This window comes from Photobacterium atrarenae, from assembly GCF_024380015.1.
Classification (GTDB): Bacteria; Pseudomonadota; Gammaproteobacteria; order Enterobacterales; family Vibrionaceae; genus Photobacterium; species Photobacterium atrarenae.
Genome location: NZ_CP101508.1, coordinates 3,130,368 through 3,147,911, shown reverse-complemented (window position 1 = coordinate 3,147,911; position 17,544 = coordinate 3,130,368). Strand labels below are relative to the sequence as shown.

Below are 17,544 nucleotides of genomic sequence, written 5' to 3'. Positions count from 1 at the left end.
GCGCTGAAAAACAGGAGCAATAGGTGCGTGGATGCTTATTCAGCATATTCCAGTCTAGACCGAATCCAGACAGGTGGGTAGTTTTTTGTCCGGGATTTACGATGACTTCACATAAAATTCAAAGTGATAGTCAATGCTGTTGCAGGCGGAGAGATCGCCAGCCAGAGCGTGCTGGCTGGGGCGATAAGGCATACGCGGGCGCTAGCCGTCAAAGCAAATTTCAATAAAGGCTTTGCCGTACTCCGAGTCGAACGGCATGATGATGATGGCCCCCTCGCACTTGTGGGTGATGGTGTGGCCTCGGCCGGAAACAACCGCCGGGGTGGCCATTTCAAACTCATAGCCTTTTTCAGCCAGGATCCGTTTTGCACCACCAGTTACCATATTGGTGATTTCACCGACCATATCGGTCACTTCTTCGTTAATGGCATTGGGGCGCTCGCCCAACATCCGCTGCATGATCTCGAGTGCGAGGCCTTCATCAAAAGTAATTGACATGGAGCCTTTAGTTTGTGGGCCGACCATCCCGATCAGGCCGGAGACATCACCACGCGCAACTTCGTCTTTTTTCAGACGCGGCTTCTGTGGAGCGAGTTCCATCGATGCCATTGTCTTGAGCACATTGAGCAGTGAAGCTAGAAAAGGATTTACAAATTCTGCGCGCATAATCTCATAATGACTGTAATTAGTAAGTGTTTAAGGTTACTGCTTGCTGCTTTGGCATTGCTGACAAATGCCATGGCTTTCCACCACATGGTTGGAGATCTGAAAGCCGTGCTTTTCTGCCTTCTGGCGCAGCAACTTGGCCAGCTCATCGTCATGGCATTCTTCGACGGTACCACACTCATCACAAATCAGCAGTTGGGAGCAGTGATCGGCATGGCCAAGGACACAACAGGCGATATAACTATTGGTCGACTCGACTTTATGAACAAACCCCTGGGCGAGGAGAAAGTCTAATGCTCGATACACCGTCGGTGGCTTGGCCTGAGGTTCACTCTCTCGTAGTAGATCAAGCAGTTCATAAGCACTGATGGAACTATGGTGTTCAATAATGAGCTCAAGGACCTTCAGTCTTTGAGGGGTGAGTCTTACGCCTCGTTGTTCGCAAATCTGTTGTGCTTTGGTCAGCAATTGCGTGTGATTTGCCATATAACCTCAAAAAAACAGCGATAAGTCCAATAGTTTATCATAGCATTCGGGAAACGTATCTCTGTTCCTCGGGTTCGAACAAAGTCAGCCGGAAAAACCGTGTCATAGATCACGACATCCCCGTTTCTCTGGTTGGCCTGAATGAAGCCGAATTTTGTTCACCTTTAATGCCTAGAATCAGCGAAAAGCTGTGCCTCTGGTTTTTGTGCAGAGAGGGCAGATTATAATCCTTTGATTCATAAGTAAAGATCAGCTTGTGCAGCTTTTGGAACATAATAACCCAAAAGGTAAAAAGGCTGTACAGTTCCCAAGTCTTATTATTTTTATTCAATAAAATCAGTGCTTTAGTAAGGTGGTCAATTGTCTCATAGTGTTCCATTTGGAATTCATCGCTTTCTTCGGTGGCTCTCTTTCGGCAGTATTGGTTTTGTACAGCTTTTTGTTGTGCGAAAATGTAAAAGGCCTGTCGATAACAAATGCTGCTTTAGGTGTGTTTTAAGTTGCTGATATCTTTGTGGTTTGTCGCCTGTTCAGCTTTTTGGGTTATTGGTAGTCAAAAGCTTAATTTTCTGTACCAAAGTTCAAGGTGTCCTTTTTCAGGTTTAAAAAACAGCTAGTTATGGAATTTACTTTTTGGCCTGTAATGTTTCATTAACTGAAAGGATGTTCTCCATGGGCCGAGTCCGGCAGGGTGAGAGTTGGGCTGACCGCTGGAATGCGGTAGAATCCGCTTTCTTTTATTCACCTTGGCAGCCAGGCCGGGTGAACGTCGCTACCGGGTGAGCTCTCCGGGCCGGGTAGCGGGATTGCAACACGGGGAAGCGGGTAACAACGAGGCTTTTCGATGTTAGAGAATGCTGTGGTCGAGCACGACAAGGTACAAACTGATTTAACCCCCCATGCGGATTATCCTGCATGCCGCTTTTCCGTGGCACCGATGCTCGATTGAACCGACTTTCCCGTAATTATTGGCCTGAGCGTATTTAAGGGGGACTATAGGGGGGCTGGTGTCAAAAAATAAAGGCACCCTTTTGAGGTGCCTTTATTCTTTTCTCAACTTCTTCTAGATCGTAGCTGCTTCAGGAAATTCCTTATCAAGCAGTCTTTTGGCCGCTTTCTTTTGCTGAGCTACCAGAAGATCAATATTTTGAGCAGAAGCATTTTGGTTGCGTTTTGACGTTACATCTTTTTCAAATTCAACTGAAACGGTATAACCAATCTCACTATTACCTTTTATATGAATCATTCTTCTCATGTCTACTCCTGATTTGCAGAGCCTTTATCGCTTGCGATAAGGGTTGCCATTTTGAGAGCGTGCTCCTGTTTGTCTAAGTAAACTGCCAGCATTTTGCTGATTGCTTGTAAAAAAATCTGATCTCGTCGTGGATGAAACTGATTTTCACTCGCACTAGTCAAGACAAGAACGCCATGAGGCTCATTTTCTGTATGTTCATTGTCTTCACAAGCAAGTATAGGCACAGAGATAAAAGAACAATAGTATTTACTATCTTGCTCTGTCTTAACTGTTAACTCTGTACTGCTCTGGATGTTGGGACAACACTTTATCTCTTTGTGTAGAAAAGTCATTCCAACATGTCCAATTCCGGGACGCCATTCTCGATTTTGGGTGGCGATTCTTTCATCATTAAATCGCTTTTTCACCTCGAGCTTACCAGAAGAGTCGTTGTACACATATAGCGCAATGTTATATAGCGATTTTTCTTGGTAATTGAAAAGATCTTCTCTGTTCACTACTAATGGCCAAAGAAGGTTTGTTAAGTGACTGTTTAATAGTGCCTCTATGCTGTTTTGAAGAGGAATAGGAGGATTGTCAGGATCATTCTCTAACTCCTTATCAAGTTCATTGTTGAGCTCACCGACAGCTTTATCAAGTTCTGCTGATATTAGATAAAGTGTTGTGATTTGTGATATTGAAAGATCTGTGAGGTCTTGATGAGACATTCTCAACTTGTTGAATTTTAATGCAAGTTCGTTGTATTTGTCTTGGAGCTCAGTTGCTTCAGCATGAGTTAAGTGCTTTTTGCTATGCTGGTGTTGGATTAAAGCAAGACAAAAGTGAGTAATTAGAAAAGCTCCTAAAAAACACCAGACAATTAAACCAACTTCTTCCTTATCTTTTAACGAAAACCAAAAAGATACAAAGACACCGACAATGATTGGAGCTACAAGTGTCATCCAAACGTTTGAAAGTATTACAACTCTATCTACGAGAGAAGCATTGATAAGATCGTTTTTGGCTGAATACGGGATTAATTTTTTCTCCATCTTCACATCCTCTGCCCTGACCAAACCACTTCACCAATCACCTCAAAATCACTACTCATGATCTCTTCTTTGCTCAGTTCCCATGGCTTATAGCTGGTGTTGTCACTGGTGACATTCAGGCCATGCTTGGAGAATTGCAGGCGTTTCACCATCAGTTGACCATCAAAGCGGAACACATAGATACCATCCCCGGTGAACTGATCCACTCGATTTACCATCACCAGACAGCCGTTTTTGAGCGTAGGGTACATACTGTCGCCTTTGACAGGCATCAGAAAAATGTTGTTTGGGTTCACGCCGATTTCATTGTGGATGAAAGCCTCGCTGAACACGATATCGCTGGACTTCTCTTCACTGACGACTAAAGCCCCGTGCCCGGCACTGACCGCTACTTCATAAAAGTCGAGGCTCACAAACCCCTTTGGCGGCGCAATTACGCCGTTTTGTGATATCTGTCTCGCTTTCGTAAAGATATCTTCAGGGATCCGTTCCCTGTATCGCCAAGTCTGAATTGTGGACGTGGAAACACCTAAAACCTTAGCTAAATCAACGTTTTTTGACGTATTGGTGAGGTTTTTTAATTCCTTGATTTGCTCATCTATGTTGCTCATTGAGTGCTCCAATGTGCTCAAAAGTTGCTTGCAAATGTTGTGAGAACTTTTATAGTGCTCACAAAGCAATTGAGCAGTATTTGAATTGCTTTGAATTGATAGAAACTAATTCAGAATTGCACAGGTGAGCCATGAATACAAACTTTGCACTGTTAGCTCGATTCGAAAGTCCCACCGTTGAACTGAAGCAAGTCTGTCAGGAGTTTTTCGGGATCACCCCAAAGACTGCCGAGCAGAAAGCTAAGGCATGTGACTTCCCCGTTCCCACCTTCAAGCTGCGTGACTCTGAGCGCAGCCCAACCTTAATCAAGATTGATGATCTGGCGGCCTATATCGACCAGCGATATGAGCAGGCCAAATCCGAATGGCAATCAGTGAATGTGTGAGGGATTAATCATGAAAAAGACAGCGAAAGAGCATTTTAAAGCCATGTATCGAGCCGTTCGGAAAAACCGCCACCCAGCATTAATTGCGGGTGCCTGTATCGAAGCAAGTGAAGACTTTGGTCAAATGTTCGCCATTGACATTGCGATTGCTGCAAGACGGGCCCGCACTGAAAATATTCAACAAAACTTGCAAGGCAGGCTTGCTTATTTCAAGCGTCACGGAGAGCGCTGGGGCGAACATTTGCCGTTTTAAGGGGGTGAGTATGCAAGTTTCAAATCCGATTCACGCCCCTTGCCCGGATATGGAAGGCATGGTTAACCCTGACCCAAAAAAGCGCCAGCGTGCGATTTACCTGCTGGGGAAACTGCGGGAAAAGCACGGGATCCGAAGGCGAACCCGTACTGCCCGGCCACTGAACTACACCTGCACATCAACCGGTTGTATCGAGGGATACGAGTAATGCAATACGGCACGATCTTCACTCGCCGATTCTTAAAGCGACTCCCGAAAATTGTTCGAAATGACATTCGCGTCAAAGTGGCCGCCCGTCAACAGCGTGGTGCGGCTACCCGCGATAACCTCAACCGCTTCAGCGATGAGGCGGTTAAGTTTGGTCTGAAAATAGCGCCGTACATCGAGGACAAGTTTTCTTTTGTGGACAGTCGCAATAAGGCCAAAGTCGAGCGTTTAAGCCATGACATTCTGATGCGTGATGAAGCCGTTCAGAAGCTGGCGCGATTAGTTGCTGATGAGAACATGCTGGCAATGCAAGACATTGACCCGGATGCTTTTGACAGCTTTCTGGATGCAATGAAACACATTTATTCAGAACTGGCGCGGAATATCCGCACCATTGCTATCAATCCGCCTGTGATGCCGGGCGAGAAAATGGATGATGAGCGAGCCGAAGAAGTGCTCACGGCATCAGTGCTGAAAATGCAGTCAGAGCAGTGGATTGAGCGACGTTTGTTGCACCTTCGGGCGCAGTACGTCGAATACGCGCAAATTGCCCTTGAGCGTGTCGGAGTAAAGCCTCACCAGACTAAACATATTTCCTATCCATCATTTCAGAACTGGAAAAACAAACAGCGTGAAGCAGAGCGGTTCATTCAGGGCACCGTGGTTTATAACGAGGCCACGGGCGAGCATTTCGACCTTGAGGAAGTGATTAAACGGACCACGGCCAATCCGGAAAATCGCCGGATTGAAATGATGGTGCGATCCCGTGGCTTTGAGGAGCTTGCACAGGACTTAGGCTACATCGCGCTTTTCATCACGTGGACGCTGCCCAGCAAGTACCACCGCAACTCTCCCAAATGGAACGGTGCCACGGTCAAAGAAGGCCATAACAATTTGATGCAGCAGTGGGCACAGGCGCGAGCCCTGATAGCCAAAGAAGATATTCACTATTTCGGTTTTCGGGTGGCTGAGCCGCACAAAGACGGCACCAGCCACGGGCATTACTTTCTGTTCTGCAACCCGAAGGACAAAGACAAGCTAATCAGCATCATTTCAGGTGTGGCAACCGCTGAAGACCGAGAAGAGTTAGGAAAAGACATTTCCCCGCGCTTTGACGTACAGGAAGCAGATCCTGCCAAGGGCGGCGCAACCGCCTATATCGCTAAATACGTGTCCAAAAATATCAACGGCAAGCACATGCCCGAAACCGAAGCTGAAGAAAGCGCGTTTCGGGTTCGTGCCTGGGCGTCTGTTCATCGTATCCGCCAGTTTCAGCAGTTTGGTGGCGAGCCCGTTTCTCTATGGCGACATCTGCGCCGGGCCACCGAAGAACAAACCCGGATTGACCCGAAGTTAGAAGAACTGAGGCAGGCTGCGGATACCTCAAAATGGGCGCTTTTCTGTCAGCTCGCAACGGATGCCAAGCTGGCCTACGAGGAAAAGAAAAACCAATACGGAGAGAAAGTGAAAAAGGCGATCGGCTTTCACTGGTTTTCCGAAGGGGTGACGACACTCATTTCGACCTGCAACGAATCTTACCGGCTAGTGAAAAAGTCGGAGTTGGGGGCGCTTTTAGAGTCGCGGAGCGGCTCCCCTTGGAGCACTGAAAATAACTGTAACTCCCAGCTCGGAGAGCATCTCCAACGAGTGACCGGATGGAGCTTTAAGGGAGTTCAATGCTTGTTTAATCCGCTGTTGAAGGGGGCAAAAGTCCCCATCGATAAAAATATGACCCTCCAACTCAGAAATAACCGATTCATCGTGACGTAAGGGATACCCATGGAAAACCAAAACGTAGACAAGACACTGCAATCAGAAACAAACCGTTTGTTAAACGAAATGGATTCGGAATCCAAAGCCTATAAGCCGCCGATGGGATTTGGCTTTATCAAGCCTTGGCTATTGAAAACCGTATGGCTTTTTAAGGCATTCAACCAACGCATTCACGCATTAGAACAGGAGCGCCGCTAATGGAAAATGAAAACGAAATCTTGGGGTATGTGGTGTGCCGTACCTGCCTGAACCCAAAGGCAATTAAGCAAGGGAAAGGGAAACGCGCCGCTTTCGTGCATGGCCGTTGTGAATGTGGCCCGGATACCCGTACCGGCAAAGCGGCCCAGGTGGAAATGAAAGCATTCAAATCGCTTGATGAAATCCAAAGCGAAATTGAAGTGCTGAAAGCACCGAAACCGGAAGTAAAACCGGTTGTGCAAGAAGTGGTATCGGATCCCGAACCGAAACCGAACCAAGAAACGGAATCAAAGCCCATGGGAACCGTTGCCTGTGTGGGGATTGGTGCGGTGATGGGTCTTGTGTTTGGTGGCTTAGTGAAAACATTCAAAATGGTGGCTTAAATGGAAAACGAAATGGAATTGAACGAAATCGAACTGAATGAAGAAGTGCATACGCAGGAAGACGAAGCCGCGTTGCTTCAACAGCTCGGTGATGAGCAGGACTTTGACCCAAGCACGGCTGGCGCGAAAGCTGCTGATGACGCGCAAGCACTAGCGGCTGGTGCGGCGTCTGTGATGGCTGTGCTTGGTATTTCTGAGCAAATGCTGAAGCAGTTCGGTCACAAGGATTTTGCTTTTGACCCATCGCAGGCCGAGAACGTGGCGAACACTGCCGCACCGCTGTTTGTGAAGTATGGCGGTGAAATGCCGCCGTGGCTGGCGCAGTACAAAGAAGAGTTCACTTTTGTGGTGGCAGCGGGCGCTTTGGGTTTCACCTCGTTCATGCAACTCCGAATGCTGAAAGCATCGGATGCTGCGAAGGAGGTCGCGGAATCTGAAACGGAATCGGAGCCATCAGGGGAGACGGAATAAATGCAACCCATTAACCCGAATAATGCCCTTAAAAACGGTCACGTGTTTGCGGTGGGTATGAGTGGCAGCGGTAAAACTTCTGCCGCGAAAAAGCTATTCATTCAATCAACCGATCAGGTGGCTATTTTTGATCCGATGGGGGATTACACCGGCAAGCTTGCGGGGCGGGTGGTACGCGGTTATTCCAGCATCAAAGAGTTTGCCGCTGCCTTGATTGCAGGACGCAAGACAAAGCAAGGGTTCAAGATTGCCTATCAACCGACCCACGAAACCAAACCCAAAGATTTTGATAAGTTCTGTCAGGTGGTTTGGGCGATGGGGAACGGTAAACATCCCAAGCCATTAAAAATCATCTGTGAAGAAGTTGCAGAGCACAGTGAGAGCGCGGGGAAGGCCGTGGGGTATCACGGCAAGATTTTGCGCTTAGGGCGGAAATTCAATCTGCACTCAATCAACTTGTTTCAGCGCGGGCAGGAGGTCTCCAAAACCATCATTGATAACTGCCAGCGGGCTTGTGTGATGATGCAGAAGACCCGGAAGAGTGCCGCTTATTTGGAATCGATGACCGGGATCCCCGCTGAGAAAATCGATGAACTCAATCCCCTTGAGTATCTGTTGCAGGACGGAAAAGCGTTTGAAAAAGGGATTATTCGGTGGTGATTTGTGAATCTCATCACACTTAAACCAAACTCAAACCAAATCCGGTTTAGGAATCGAAACCAAATCATCTGTTTAAGTAAAGGCCACCTAATGTCGGGTGGTCTTTTTTAAAGGTAAACAAATGGCTGGTTTTACACCAAAGAAATTAACCGTAATTGCCGTTGTGGCGGCTGTTGTTGCTGCCGGTGTTGTCTGGGCGTCGAACAACGTTGACGCCGTCGAAGACGCAATCGGGTAAGGGGGCGCTGATGGAGCTATTAGCAACCCCGTTTGCACCACGCCCGAAAGAGCTGGATCCGGTCGAGGGTGTGGGCTGGGGCAATCGCGCCTCGCTGCGTCTGGTTTCCGGGCCGACTTATCACAGCATCGAGCTGGTCACCAATATCACCGACCCGAAAGACATTGAGCGCGTCGAAGTCTCGCTCAATGGTTCGGCCAAGGTCAACATCACCGGCGAAACGCTGGTCAAACTGCAATCCCACCGTAAAAACTACGCCGAGCCAGGCCGCTATGTGCTGTCGTTTGGCGACCCGACGCTGCGCACCAAAGTCGGCGTGCGTCAGACCGATTTGGTCACGCTGGCCGGTGAAATCTGGTTCGTCTACGTCACGCTCAAATCCAAACCTGCCACGGACGCACAGGGCACCCCAACACCGCCGCCGTCAATTCGTGCCCGTGCGCATGTGCTGCCGTCACAGAGCACCCGTTACTACATGCCGCGTGTCTATGAGCTGACGTGGTTTGCTTCGGCGACCGGCCGCACGCCGTTCGACTTCTCCGAGCGCAGCCCGGCGCTGAACCTCAAGCGGATTCACTTTCTCGATGACTCGATTGACCGGGTTCGTGTCCTGCGTGACAGCTACGAGGAGCTGAACGTCACCAAGGCCGACAATGCGTTCGATTTGGCCCAATCGAAGAAAGAGCAGAATACCGGCTGGTTTTCGCTCGACTTTATCCGCTACGGCTTCGGGGCTGACGGCATGCTGAACACCGCCGCCCGGAATCAACTGGCCTTTGAGCTGGATAAAAACGCTGTCGGTAGTGTGCCGGTGATTGTGGAAGCAGTGGAGCAGGTGAACGCGCTACCGTCCAAAGCCGCCTAAGGGGGAGCCATGAGTTTACTTGACGACTGGGGCGAATCCCTTGGTGGTATTTGGGATTCCGCCGTGGAAGGTGGCGAGCAGTGGGTTGACGCATGGATGGATAACGAGGCCGAAAACGTGGCCTCGTCTGCGCCGGAAGAAAACCGCACGCCGCAACATGAGGAGCCCGCCAAACAGCCGACCGGCCAGCCCATCTATCCCGGCGGGCTGAGCAGCAACACCACGCTGATGCTGCTGGGCGGGGGCATGTTTGTACTGATGGGCTTCACCTTCTTGATGCTACGGGGGAAATAGCCATGCCGTTATTGTTCTGGCCGCTGCTGGCGGGAAGCATCGGTTATGTCGGCGGCCTGTTCACCGGTGAGGCGGTCAGCCGCACCGTGAAACTGCTGATTGCCGTGCTGATTGCCCTGTGGCTCTACAACAAACTGACAGGGGGTGGCGCATGATGCCGGGCGGAATTCCGGGGGTGACCAACTCCGGCTCAATGCCCATCAGTGCCAACGGCGGACCCAGCTCCGCCAAGGGGCAGCAGGACGGCACATTCCGCACCGGAAATATTACCTTCGGGGCCGGAATGCCGTGGTGGGTGGTCGCGTTAATCATTGGGGGCGTGGTGGTATTCGCGTTGAAGAAATGACAGTGAAGTTTGCAGTAATTCATGCCGACAATCCGGCACTTGCCTTTCACCTTGAACGCCTGAAACGGGCGTTCAACGGGGTGTATGAAGGGGATAACGATTATCAGGAAATGGTCGACGGTCTCAAAACCGGTGCCCTGAGTCTGTATCACATCACCGGCCATCAGGTTGACTTGTCCTTCGTCGGGGAAATCAACGGCGATGACTATTTCGCCTGGGCCATTTGCGGCAAGGGAATGCGCGCCGGGGTGGCCGAGCTGATGAAACGGGTACGCGATATCGGGCTGAAAACCATTTCCTGCGGCACCGGCTCGCCGGTCATTGCCCGCTTTCATCGGCAGGCGTTCGGAGCGGCGATGACAGGCGAAACGGTACACGACAACGGTGCGGTGACCACTTGGCACCGCGTGGAGGTGGGTCATGGGTAAGTCACGCTCTAAATCAACCCAAAACAGCACCAATACGTCGGGCAGTAATGCGATTAACGGTGACAACCTCGGGGTCGCGGTATCCGGCGTCAACAACTCTAACGTCAATGTGACCATGACCGACCACGGCGCAATGGAAGCGGCAGCTGAGCTGGGCGAGCTAGCCCTGACCAGCAACACCGCTGTGTCGAAGGCGGCGCTCGACAGCAACACCGAAGTCTCGAAAGCTGCGCTCGATATGGGCGAGCATGCGATTGACGCCTCGCTCGACTTTGGCCGGGACGCGCTCGACAGCAACAACAAGGCGCTCGATTCAGCCTTTGCGTTCGGCAGTGATGCCTTGCAGCTCACCAATGATATTTCCAGCAAGGCCATTGACGAAGTGAGCCAGGCGCACGGTGAAAACCTGCAAATGCTCGCCGGGCTGGCAGGCAATCAGGCTCAGCAGAACAGCGAGAACCTGCAAGCCATTAAAGAGCTGGCCGAGGTGAACGCCGACGGCGGGCAGATTGCCACCACTAAGCAAATGACTATCACCGTCGGGTTGGTGTTGGTGTTTCTGGGTCTATTAGCGTTGAAGGGGTAAACCGTGAGTTTTCATCAATACATGCAATCCCGGCAGCGGCTTCAGTTTCAGGCCGTGGGGGAGTTTCTCTACATTGAAGCCAGCCCGGACATGGTGAGCATCACCACCGAGCGCGGCGGCTACCAGCTCAAGCAGGGCGCACAGATTATCGACCCCAAGCTGACCGGCATGGTCACGGTCGAGAACATGGGCGAGGCGGGCACCGTGACCATTATCTGTGGTTACGGACGCTATATCCCGCCCAGCGACGGCCAGAAAGTTGAGGTCACGGCGCTGCCATCGGTGACGCTTTCACCCGAGCAGGAGATCAATATCGGCACCATGCCGAAAGTGGCCTTGGTCGACGGGCAGGCGGTGAAGGTATCAGCGCAGCCGCCGGTTCAAATCGCAGCCAATCAGCAAGTCGCGGTGTCTTCACTGCCGCCGGTGACGCTCGATGCCAACCAACAAGTCGCTGTTGCTTCGCTGCCTAAAGTACAGCTCGAAACCGGGCAGGCGGTGAAGGTGTACGCCAATAACCCGCTGATGACCAAGCCGGTGATTGCCCAGCAGGCGGCCAGTCGTGTGCTGACCGTGGCGACAGGGAAAATCGACATCGCCGCCAATGCGTCACGCTGCCACATCTTGCTCAAGGCCAGCCCGGCTAACACCGCTGCAATTGTCCTCGGCACCGGCTGGGAGCTGGCCGCCGGGGAGCAATTGAAACTTGAAACCAGTGCCGCGCTGTCATTCACCGGAACCGACGGCGACACCATCCAGATGATTGAGGTCACACGATGACAGGACAAACACTGCGCGACTTGCTGCCAGCAGGCAGCGCCCGCAACAAAATTGAGTTTCTGGCTGATGAGCTGCAATACGGCCTTGAACTGCTCGGCCAGCTCGAAAAAGCCCAAATTACCAACTACGTGAAAAACCCGGCTTTCCTCGACAGTGCCAGCAACAAAGCCCAGCAGACCAATTTTACCGGCCCGTATGTGCCGGGTTCGCTGCTGGGGAGTCCTCACCAAAACACCGGCACCTTTGCGGACGGCTGGCACTTCGAGCAGGACGGTAACCGGCTTGACCCGAATATCGAGAGCAGCTTCTCAGCCCACCGAAACCTTGATTTTCCGCTGTTCTTTACCGGCGTGCCGTTTAAAGCCAGTGATATTTGGGTGTCGGTGAAAAACTGCAAAGGGACGGTTTACCAAGGGCTGAACCTGCCGCGCAAAGAGACCTATTACAAGGCGCGTTGTTTCTTTGCAGCTGAGCCCGGAATGACGGTTACGTTGGGCTTTCGTTATGTGGATTCAAGCAGTGTCGGGGCTATCCGCTCTGAAACCTCGCTAGTGACGAGCGAGGAGCGGTATGAAGCACCCCCAAGCACCAGTTACAACGTGGTGGTCATGGAATCGCAGGCGCTCAAGCTGTCCCGTGCTCGCAACGACCCTGAAATGGTGTGTTTGGAAGTCCAAAGCCCATCCGGCGAGATGGCGCATCTGATGTTGCTCGGTATGCAGGTGATTGAGGTGGATAAAGACGGCCAGCCAGTTGAAAACGGCATCATCAGCATGGATTCAGACGGTTACGGCCATTTGCGTTTCCACGACTCGATTGAATTTGCCTGTAGCGAAACCTCAGTGACCGGCAATGAGTTCACATTCAAGGCAGAAAACCCCGGCTTGTCACTGTATTGCCCGCATGGCGTCCATCAGCATGTAACTTGCGCAAACCTTTCTTTCTGGGGCGGCGTGAATGCCTTGTCCGGTGGTAGTTACAGCTCAGGGCAGCTCGATGACGGTATCACAATAACAGGAATCAACGGTGATGCCTTGACCATCGAGTTATCTCAAGTCAATGCGGACTTGGTGCGTAATTGCGGTGGCATGTATGTCTACCTGCGCTACAACCAAACACCGATGACGCGGGGCATTTACGCATGAAAATAGCCTGGCCGCTGTACCTCATGGCCGCCATGGCGCTGATTTTCGGGATTTCACGCAACAAACCACAGGACGATAAGACGATGGGACAAGCTCGGGGCATCCGCAACCACAATCCGCTGAACATCGAATACAGCGAGCGTAACAACTGGCGCGGCCAAGTCGGCACCGATGGACGGTTCGCCATTTTTGAAGAGCCGAAATGGGGATTCCGGGCCGCCGCCCGCATCCTGCGTAGCTACAAACGCCGGGGCGTGAAAACCATTCACGACATTGTGCATACCTTCGCGCCCAGCCACGAAAACGACAGCGACAACTACGCCAATCTGGTCAGCCGCTGGACGGGTTACGGCAAGCACCAAGTGGTCGACGTCGAAAACGACGACACCGCTGCGGTGATTATTCAGGCCATGGCCCGGATGGAAGTCGGTCATCGGTATCCGCTCAGCGACGTGATGAAGGGGGTCAAACTCGCATGACCATGAAAAGTGCGGCTACCTCAATCGTAATTAGTGTTGTAGGGGCGGTGATTGCGGCCTACACGGTGAAACAACTGAAAAAAAGGAAGTTACTATGAAAAAATTTCTGAAAGAAAAGTTGAAGATCGACCTTGAGCAACCATCAACGAAAAAGGGGATTGCACTTCTAGGAGCTGGCATCGCTTTGGCTTCGGGGCACCCTGAGCTATTAACCGCGACTGTCACTGATGCGGGTGTTCAATATGGTGGCCTAATCGGTACGGTTGTGCCGGTAGCTTTAGGTCTATGGGAAACCCTACGGAATGAGTTTAAGTGATGGCTGAGTATCAAACTCTGATTGTTGCTGTGGTGAGTGCCCTATCAAGTGGCGTTGGCGTTGGGATCACATTAAAAACTGACGTACGTTGGTTACGGGTTATGTTAGAAAAAATGGATGAAAGAGTAACACGTCTGGAAAACAAGTAAGCGAAAATAATGACTTATCTCGATAAATCCCACCCGTCCGGTGGGCTTTATTGTTTTGGCTTGGTAGCATCCCGGTGCATATGAACGCAAGGGATAGAACAGTGAAAAATAAACATATTGTATTAGGTTTGTTGGCTTCTGCGTCTTTGGTTGGCTGTGGTGGCAGTAGTGACAGTGGGTCTTCAAAAAGCGGATCCTTTGTCGGCGACGGGATTTATCTTAACAGCTCAGATTTTGCTGTGATGATTGTTGACTCAACGCGGACTGAGAATCCGCTGGCCGTAGGCGACTTTGCCAATGACAGCGTGTATTTCGTCGATAGTGCGACCACGACAGGTAACACAATGGTGACTAAGGGGATCACTGTTTCTGATTCGACGGTAACGGTAAGCCTCAGTGAACAGGAAATGACAGCGACATTTACTGATTCTCAGGTTACGCTGACAGCAGTTATCGACGATGCAAACCTGATCTATTCAATGGACAAAACGGCAGCATCTTTACCGTTGGCCCAGATAGTCGGCACCCATACAAATCCAGACGATGGCAGTACCTGGACGATTAATGCGGATGGCTCATTCACCGTAAATGGCATTTGTACTATTTCGGGAACGCTGCAGCGGAACGGCGATTACTTTAATGTCAACGCTACCGCAACAGCGTGTGCGTCATCATCATTCAATGGGGCATACACTGGTGCGTTTCTGACTGTGAAATATAACGGCACCGACTATATTGCCGGGTTGCTTGGGAATGAAACCTCGTTAATGTGGGGTCATGCTCCAAAGAGCTAAATATAGTGGCCCACGCTATGAGTGGGCCGTTTCTTCATTAAACTTTGCATGTAGCTTGTGCGGGAAAAGCTGAGTGTAGACCTGCCATAAAATATTCAGGTTCCTGTGCCCCGTAACCTGCGCTACTTCTTCAATGCTGTATCCCATCTCAAACAGACGGCTCGCGCCTTCCCGTCGTAAATCGTGGTAGCGCAAGTCTTCAATCCCTAAGCTGTTTCTGACGCGCTGAAAGCCCGCTGTGACGCTTTTGGCATTGTAGGGGAATATCAGCGCGTTGCGTTTCGGTTGTCGCGCCACAATGTCGTATGATTCGCCCAGCAGGGGGACAATCATGTGATTGCCTTCTTTCTTTCTCGGGTCTTTCCGATCCCGGACGACAATTGTTTTTTGTTCTTCGTTGAGATCTTCCCAGCGCAGCTTGCAGACTTCGCCGATACGCATGCAGGTCAGAATGCTGAAATCGAGTATATCGAGATAAGGGATCCGCGTGTGCCCGTTTGGTCTGGATTCCTGCCGCTTCTTTAGCCCTTCTTTCAGGCGATCAATTTCATTCTCAGTTGGGCGCCGGGTGCGCTTCTGGCTCTTTCCAATTAAGTCCATATCGACGAGGACGGGCACCGCTTCATCAAAGATGGTGTAATTGGCGTTGATATTGAAAACGGGCTTAGCTTTCTTCATCACAGAGCGAAGGTAGGCAATGTCATGGTAAATCGTTGCCGGCTTTGCGCCGGCAGCGCGTCGGTTGCGGCAGTGCTCAATCAGATCACTGGTTCTGAGCTGGTCGCTGTTGATGGTGGCAATATCGCAGTCACGGAGCATTTGGATAACATAGCGTTTGGTGCGCCCGGTCTTGTCCCATAAGTCCCGGTCAGCCATGTATTTATCCAGCAGTACCCCCAGGGGGACCGGTTTATCCTTCAGTACCCCTTCATTTTCCAGTTCACTCACACGGTTACGGCCATAGGTTCGGGCCAGATCCTTTTTCCTGAAAGTTTTGGATTCACGATGTATAATGCGCCCCTGCTTTTTAACGAAGATAGTTGCTTTGTACCGCAGTTCGCCGTTTTTGAGCTGTCGCTTTTCGATAGTGAATGAGGCCATAGTCGTCCTACTTTTAAAGGGGTACTGTGAGGGGTACTGTAGAACGGAATTCAAGCAATTTCAATGAAGTTACAGGAAATTCAGAATGACGCTAAACACTGATAAAACACAGGAAAACCGCGGTGTCGCGGGTGATATCCCCTCCTGCCGCTTTTCCGTGGCACCGATGCTCGATTGGACGGATCGGCATTGCCGCTATTTTCATCGTCAGTTGAGTGAGCATGTCCAGCTGTATACCGAGATGGTGACGACCGGGGCGATCATTCATGGTAAAGCGGATTACCTGGCGTACAACGAAGAAGAGCACCCGCTGGTGCTGCAGCTGGGGGGCTCGAACCCGGCGGAGCTGGCTCATTGTGCCAAGCTGGCTCAGGAGCGTGGCTACGACGAAGTGAACCTCAATGTCGGCTGTCCGTCCGATCGGGTTCAGAACGGGCGTTTCGGAGCCTGCCTGATGGGCGAAGCGGAGCTGGTGGCTCAGTGCGTCGCAGCCATGCGCGAGGTGGTGGATATTCCGATCTCGGTGAAGACGCGGATAGGGATTGATGAACAGGACTCCTATCCATTTTTGACCGATTTTATCGGCACGGTGAGCGACAAAGGCGGTTGCCGCGATTTTACCATTCATGCCCGTAAAGCCTGGCTCAGTGGTTTGAGCCCGAAAGAGAACCGTGAAATTCCGCCGCTGGATTACCCGCGGGTGTATCAGCTGAAGCAGGATTTTCCGCATCTGACGATGGCCGTGAACGGTGGCGTGAAAACCTTTGAGGAGATGGCTGAGCACTTGATGCATCTTGATGGGGTGATGGTGGGGCGTGAAGCGTACCAGAATCCGTATCTGCTGGCCGAAGTGGATCAGCGCCTGTTCGGCCGTGACAAGCCGGTGAAGAAACGTCGTGAAGTGGTGCAAGCCATGTTCCCGTATATCGAGCGCGAGCTGTCAAAAGGCAGTTACCTCAATCATATCTCTCGTCATATGCTGGGTCTGTTCCAGAATATGCCGGGGGCGCGACAGTGGCGTCGCCACATCAGTGAAAATGCCCATAAGCCGGGTTCTGGCATTGAAGTGCTGGAGCAGGCGCTGGCAAAAATCCCGGCGCACCTGGATGTGTAAACTGGTTGCCTGATATCCGGTAGCCTCAAAGTCGGTTGTCTGAAGAGCTGGCGGGTTTCACTAAATAGGTGGCGAAAGTCGCTAAACATTTCCTGAAGCGCGGATCTGAAAAGATCTGCGCTTTTTATTTTCTTTTTATAATCAGTTGCTTGTATTTTTCTTGCCAAGTTGGCCTGGTTTGTGCTGTGTTGTTGGCAGTGGATCAGGAAAGAGGACCGATCATGATTGAGTTTCTGTTTTTAGTGGCATTTGCGTTTGTGTTGCTGTTTACCGGGGTCAGCCTGGTGGGGATGGCGGTGGCGGTATTTGCTGGCTTTGTGGTGATGGCGTTGGTTGGCATGCTGGGCATCGTGCTGAAGTTGCTGCCCTGGTTAATTCTGATTGCAGTGGGGATATGGCTATATCGTCGTCATCAGCCGGCGCAGTGTCGTCAGACTCATGACCGACGGACCCAGTACCGTCGTCGCTACTAAGTGGGTTTTGGGAGCAGTATCACCAGCCATCGGGCCAAGTAAAACCATGCTTATTC

Annotated in this window: 29 protein-coding genes; 22 read left to right on the top strand and 7 right to left on the bottom strand. The window is 51.0% G+C overall.

The genetic code is table 11. The features are described 5' to 3' along the window. Nucleotides 1–201 precede the first annotated feature (201 nt). The 6 genes from NNL38_RS14600 to NNL38_RS14575 all read right to left on the bottom strand — a co-directional run bounded on the left by NNL38_RS14600 (nt 202) and on the right by NNL38_RS14575 (nt 4,049). Entirely contained in the window at nt 202–666 is a 465-nt protein-coding gene (locus NNL38_RS14600) for a chemotaxis protein CheX (RefSeq protein ID WP_255388739.1), read from the bottom strand. 36 nt (nt 667–702) lie between these two features. Further along, nucleotides 703–1,152, bottom strand: a complete 450-nt coding sequence (gene zur / locus NNL38_RS14595) for a zinc uptake transcriptional repressor Zur (RefSeq protein WP_255388738.1) — start codon at nt 1,150–1,152, stop codon at nt 703–705. 109 nt (nt 1,153–1,261) lie between these two features. Beyond that, nucleotides 1,262–1,531, bottom strand: a complete 270-nt coding sequence (locus tag NNL38_RS14590; RefSeq protein WP_255388737.1) for a hypothetical protein — start codon at nt 1,529–1,531, stop codon at nt 1,262–1,264. Nucleotides 1,532–2,215: 684 nt separating this feature from the next. Beyond that, nucleotides 2,216–2,407 carry a hypothetical protein gene (locus tag NNL38_RS14585; protein WP_255388736.1) on the bottom strand — a complete coding sequence of 64 codons (192 nt, stop codon included), beginning with the start codon at nt 2,405–2,407 and terminating at the stop codon, nt 2,216–2,218. Nucleotides 2,408–2,409: 2 nt separating this feature from the next. Continuing rightward, nucleotides 2,410–3,438 carry a GAF domain-containing protein gene (locus tag NNL38_RS14580; RefSeq protein ID WP_255388735.1) on the bottom strand — a complete coding sequence of 343 codons (1,029 nt, stop codon included), beginning with the start codon at nt 3,436–3,438 and terminating at the stop codon, nt 2,410–2,412. A 2-nt stretch (nt 3,439–3,440) separates the two neighbouring features. After that, on the bottom strand, nt 3,441–4,049 hold the full coding sequence (locus NNL38_RS14575; RefSeq protein ID WP_255388734.1) for a LexA family transcriptional regulator: 609 nt from the start codon (nt 4,047–4,049) through the stop codon (nt 3,441–3,443). A gap of 131 nt (nt 4,050–4,180) precedes the next feature. Here NNL38_RS14575 and NNL38_RS14570 point away from each other — a divergent pair, with 131 nt between their 5' ends. From NNL38_RS14570 to NNL38_RS14475, 20 genes are all read left to right on the top strand, one after another. Then, nucleotides 4,181–4,435 carry a pyocin activator PrtN family protein gene (locus NNL38_RS14570; RefSeq protein ID WP_255388732.1) on the top strand — a complete coding sequence of 85 codons (255 nt, stop codon included), beginning with the start codon at nt 4,181–4,183 and terminating at the stop codon, nt 4,433–4,435. A gap of 10 nt (nt 4,436–4,445) precedes the next feature. Next, a complete protein-coding gene (locus tag NNL38_RS14565; RefSeq protein ID WP_255388730.1) occupies nt 4,446–4,688 on the top strand; it encodes a hypothetical protein in 243 nt (80 codons plus the stop codon). A 10-nt stretch (nt 4,689–4,698) separates the two neighbouring features. Next, nucleotides 4,699–4,896, top strand: coding sequence for a hypothetical protein (locus tag NNL38_RS14560; protein ID WP_255388729.1), 198 nt, complete (start codon nt 4,699–4,701; stop codon nt 4,894–4,896). Continuing rightward, nucleotides 4,896–6,665 (top strand): replication endonuclease, encoded by a 1,770-nt coding sequence (locus NNL38_RS14555; protein WP_255388728.1) that lies wholly within the window; start codon nt 4,896–4,898, stop codon nt 6,663–6,665. Before NNL38_RS14560 ends, NNL38_RS14555 begins: the two co-directional genes overlap by 1 nt. Nucleotides 6,666–6,674: 9 nt before the next feature. After that, nucleotides 6,675–6,866, top strand: coding sequence for a hypothetical protein (locus tag NNL38_RS14550; RefSeq protein ID WP_255388727.1), 192 nt, complete (start codon nt 6,675–6,677; stop codon nt 6,864–6,866). Then, entirely contained in the window at nt 6,866–7,249 is a 384-nt protein-coding gene (locus tag NNL38_RS14545) for a hypothetical protein (RefSeq protein ID WP_255388726.1), read from the top strand. Before NNL38_RS14550 ends, NNL38_RS14545 begins: the two co-directional genes overlap by 1 nt. Continuing rightward, nucleotides 7,250–7,720 (top strand): hypothetical protein, encoded by a 471-nt coding sequence (locus tag NNL38_RS14540; RefSeq protein ID WP_255388725.1) that lies wholly within the window; start codon nt 7,250–7,252, stop codon nt 7,718–7,720. Next, on the top strand, nt 7,721–8,380 hold the full coding sequence (locus NNL38_RS14535) for a type IV secretory system conjugative DNA transfer family protein (protein WP_255388724.1): 660 nt from the start codon (nt 7,721–7,723) through the stop codon (nt 8,378–8,380). A 248-nt stretch (nt 8,381–8,628) separates the two neighbouring features. Further along, nucleotides 8,629–9,483, top strand: a complete 855-nt coding sequence (locus NNL38_RS14530) for a major capsid protein P2 (protein WP_255388723.1) — start codon at nt 8,629–8,631, stop codon at nt 9,481–9,483. Nucleotides 9,484–9,492: 9 nt separating this feature from the next. After that, on the top strand, nt 9,493–9,777 hold the full coding sequence (locus NNL38_RS14525) for a hypothetical protein (protein WP_255388722.1): 285 nt from the start codon (nt 9,493–9,495) through the stop codon (nt 9,775–9,777). Nucleotides 9,778–9,779: 2 nt separating this feature from the next. Next, nucleotides 9,780–9,932 carry a hypothetical protein gene (locus NNL38_RS14520; protein WP_255388721.1) on the top strand — a complete coding sequence of 51 codons (153 nt, stop codon included), beginning with the start codon at nt 9,780–9,782 and terminating at the stop codon, nt 9,930–9,932. Then, nucleotides 9,929–10,123 carry a hypothetical protein gene (locus tag NNL38_RS14515; RefSeq protein WP_255388720.1) on the top strand — a complete coding sequence of 65 codons (195 nt, stop codon included), beginning with the start codon at nt 9,929–9,931 and terminating at the stop codon, nt 10,121–10,123. The genes NNL38_RS14520 and NNL38_RS14515 overlap by 4 nt, the downstream gene beginning before the upstream one ends. 2 nt (nt 10,124–10,125) lie before the next feature. Beyond that, nucleotides 10,126–10,551: a hypothetical protein gene (locus NNL38_RS14510; protein WP_255388719.1), complete on the top strand. Its 426-nt coding sequence runs from the start codon at nt 10,126–10,128 to the stop codon at nt 10,549–10,551. Then, nucleotides 10,544–11,137, top strand: a complete 594-nt coding sequence (locus tag NNL38_RS14505; protein ID WP_255388718.1) for a chemotaxis protein — start codon at nt 10,544–10,546, stop codon at nt 11,135–11,137. The genes NNL38_RS14510 and NNL38_RS14505 overlap by 8 nt, the downstream gene beginning before the upstream one ends. 3 nt (nt 11,138–11,140) lie before the next feature. Next, nucleotides 11,141–11,917 (top strand): hypothetical protein, encoded by a 777-nt coding sequence (locus tag NNL38_RS14500; RefSeq protein WP_255388717.1) that lies wholly within the window; start codon nt 11,141–11,143, stop codon nt 11,915–11,917. Continuing rightward, on the top strand, nt 11,914–13,062 hold the full coding sequence (locus NNL38_RS14495; protein WP_255388716.1) for a hypothetical protein: 1,149 nt from the start codon (nt 11,914–11,916) through the stop codon (nt 13,060–13,062). Before NNL38_RS14500 ends, NNL38_RS14495 begins: the two co-directional genes overlap by 4 nt. 83 nt (nt 13,063–13,145) lie before the next feature. Further along, complete coding sequence (locus NNL38_RS14490; protein ID WP_255388715.1) at nt 13,146–13,541, top strand: virion protein; 396 nt, start codon at nt 13,146–13,148, stop codon at nt 13,539–13,541. A 94-nt stretch (nt 13,542–13,635) separates the two neighbouring features. Further along, nucleotides 13,636–13,857 carry a hypothetical protein gene (locus tag NNL38_RS14485; protein WP_255388714.1) on the top strand — a complete coding sequence of 74 codons (222 nt, stop codon included), beginning with the start codon at nt 13,636–13,638 and terminating at the stop codon, nt 13,855–13,857. Further along, nucleotides 13,857–14,006, top strand: a complete 150-nt coding sequence (locus NNL38_RS14480) for a hypothetical protein (protein WP_255388713.1) — start codon at nt 13,857–13,859, stop codon at nt 14,004–14,006. The genes NNL38_RS14485 and NNL38_RS14480 overlap by 1 nt, the downstream gene beginning before the upstream one ends. A 101-nt stretch (nt 14,007–14,107) precedes the next feature. Then, the gene (locus tag NNL38_RS14475; RefSeq protein WP_255388712.1) at nt 14,108–14,800 is read left to right on the top strand and encodes a hypothetical protein; all 693 of its coding nucleotides are present in this window, start codon (nt 14,108–14,110) and stop codon (nt 14,798–14,800) included. A gap of 15 nt (nt 14,801–14,815) precedes the next feature. On the opposite strand, the gene NNL38_RS14470 is transcribed toward NNL38_RS14475, so the two are convergent. Continuing rightward, complete coding sequence (locus tag NNL38_RS14470; RefSeq protein ID WP_255388711.1) at nt 14,816–15,901, bottom strand: site-specific integrase; 1,086 nt, start codon at nt 15,899–15,901, stop codon at nt 14,816–14,818. Nucleotides 15,902–15,986: 85 nt separating this feature from the next. Between NNL38_RS14470 and dusA the strand changes: the two genes are divergently transcribed. Together dusA and pspG are read left to right on the top strand one after the other, a co-directional pair. Beyond that, nucleotides 15,987–17,015, top strand: a complete 1,029-nt coding sequence (dusA, locus tag NNL38_RS14465) for a tRNA dihydrouridine(20/20a) synthase DusA (protein ID WP_255388710.1) — start codon at nt 15,987–15,989, stop codon at nt 17,013–17,015. Between the two features lie 221 nt (nt 17,016–17,236). After that, nucleotides 17,237–17,488: an envelope stress response protein PspG gene (gene pspG, locus NNL38_RS14460; RefSeq protein WP_255388709.1), complete on the top strand. Its 252-nt coding sequence runs from the start codon at nt 17,237–17,239 to the stop codon at nt 17,486–17,488. The last annotated feature ends 56 nt before the right edge of the window (nt 17,489–17,544 follow it).

Excerpts from the sequence above, each read along its gene's own strand:
- NNL38_RS14600 (WP_255388739.1), bottom strand. The coding sequence starts at position 666 with ATGCGCGCAGAATTTGTAAATCCTTTTCTAGCTTCACTGCTCAATGTG.
- zur (WP_255388738.1), bottom strand. The coding sequence starts at position 1,152 with ATGGCAAATCACACGCAATTGCTGACCAAAGCACAACAGATTTGCGAA.
- NNL38_RS14590 (WP_255388737.1), bottom strand. The coding sequence starts at position 1,531 with ATGGAACACTATGAGACAATTGACCACCTTACTAAAGCACTGATTTTA.
- NNL38_RS14585 (WP_255388736.1), bottom strand. The coding sequence starts at position 2,407 with ATGAGAAGAATGATTCATATAAAAGGTAATAGTGAGATTGGTTATACC.
- NNL38_RS14580 (WP_255388735.1), bottom strand. The coding sequence starts at position 3,438 with ATGGAGAAAAAATTAATCCCGTATTCAGCCAAAAACGATCTTATCAAT.
- NNL38_RS14575 (WP_255388734.1), bottom strand. The coding sequence starts at position 4,049 with ATGAGCAACATAGATGAGCAAATCAAGGAATTAAAAAACCTCACCAAT.
- NNL38_RS14570 (WP_255388732.1), top strand. The coding sequence starts at position 4,181 with ATGAATACAAACTTTGCACTGTTAGCTCGATTCGAAAGTCCCACCGTT.
- NNL38_RS14565 (WP_255388730.1), top strand. The coding sequence starts at position 4,446 with ATGAAAAAGACAGCGAAAGAGCATTTTAAAGCCATGTATCGAGCCGTT.
- NNL38_RS14560 (WP_255388729.1), top strand. The coding sequence starts at position 4,699 with ATGCAAGTTTCAAATCCGATTCACGCCCCTTGCCCGGATATGGAAGGC.
- NNL38_RS14555 (WP_255388728.1), top strand. The coding sequence starts at position 4,896 with ATGCAATACGGCACGATCTTCACTCGCCGATTCTTAAAGCGACTCCCG.
- NNL38_RS14550 (WP_255388727.1), top strand. The coding sequence starts at position 6,675 with ATGGAAAACCAAAACGTAGACAAGACACTGCAATCAGAAACAAACCGT.
- NNL38_RS14545 (WP_255388726.1), top strand. The coding sequence starts at position 6,866 with ATGGAAAATGAAAACGAAATCTTGGGGTATGTGGTGTGCCGTACCTGC.
- NNL38_RS14540 (WP_255388725.1), top strand. The coding sequence starts at position 7,250 with ATGGAAAACGAAATGGAATTGAACGAAATCGAACTGAATGAAGAAGTG.
- NNL38_RS14535 (WP_255388724.1), top strand. The coding sequence starts at position 7,721 with ATGCAACCCATTAACCCGAATAATGCCCTTAAAAACGGTCACGTGTTT.
- NNL38_RS14530 (WP_255388723.1), top strand. The coding sequence starts at position 8,629 with ATGGAGCTATTAGCAACCCCGTTTGCACCACGCCCGAAAGAGCTGGAT.
- NNL38_RS14525 (WP_255388722.1), top strand. The coding sequence starts at position 9,493 with ATGAGTTTACTTGACGACTGGGGCGAATCCCTTGGTGGTATTTGGGAT.
- NNL38_RS14520 (WP_255388721.1), top strand. The coding sequence starts at position 9,780 with ATGCCGTTATTGTTCTGGCCGCTGCTGGCGGGAAGCATCGGTTATGTC.
- NNL38_RS14515 (WP_255388720.1), top strand. The coding sequence starts at position 9,929 with ATGATGCCGGGCGGAATTCCGGGGGTGACCAACTCCGGCTCAATGCCC.
- NNL38_RS14505 (WP_255388718.1), top strand. The coding sequence starts at position 10,544 with ATGGGTAAGTCACGCTCTAAATCAACCCAAAACAGCACCAATACGTCG.
- NNL38_RS14495 (WP_255388716.1), top strand. The coding sequence starts at position 11,914 with ATGACAGGACAAACACTGCGCGACTTGCTGCCAGCAGGCAGCGCCCGC.
- NNL38_RS14490 (WP_255388715.1), top strand. The coding sequence starts at position 13,146 with ATGGGACAAGCTCGGGGCATCCGCAACCACAATCCGCTGAACATCGAA.
- NNL38_RS14485 (WP_255388714.1), top strand. The coding sequence starts at position 13,636 with ATGAAAAAATTTCTGAAAGAAAAGTTGAAGATCGACCTTGAGCAACCA.
- NNL38_RS14480 (WP_255388713.1), top strand. The coding sequence starts at position 13,857 with ATGGCTGAGTATCAAACTCTGATTGTTGCTGTGGTGAGTGCCCTATCA.
- NNL38_RS14470 (WP_255388711.1), bottom strand. The coding sequence starts at position 15,901 with ATGGCCTCATTCACTATCGAAAAGCGACAGCTCAAAAACGGCGAACTG.
- dusA (WP_255388710.1), top strand. The coding sequence starts at position 15,987 with ATGACGCTAAACACTGATAAAACACAGGAAAACCGCGGTGTCGCGGGT.
- pspG (WP_255388709.1), top strand. The coding sequence starts at position 17,237 with ATGATTGAGTTTCTGTTTTTAGTGGCATTTGCGTTTGTGTTGCTGTTT.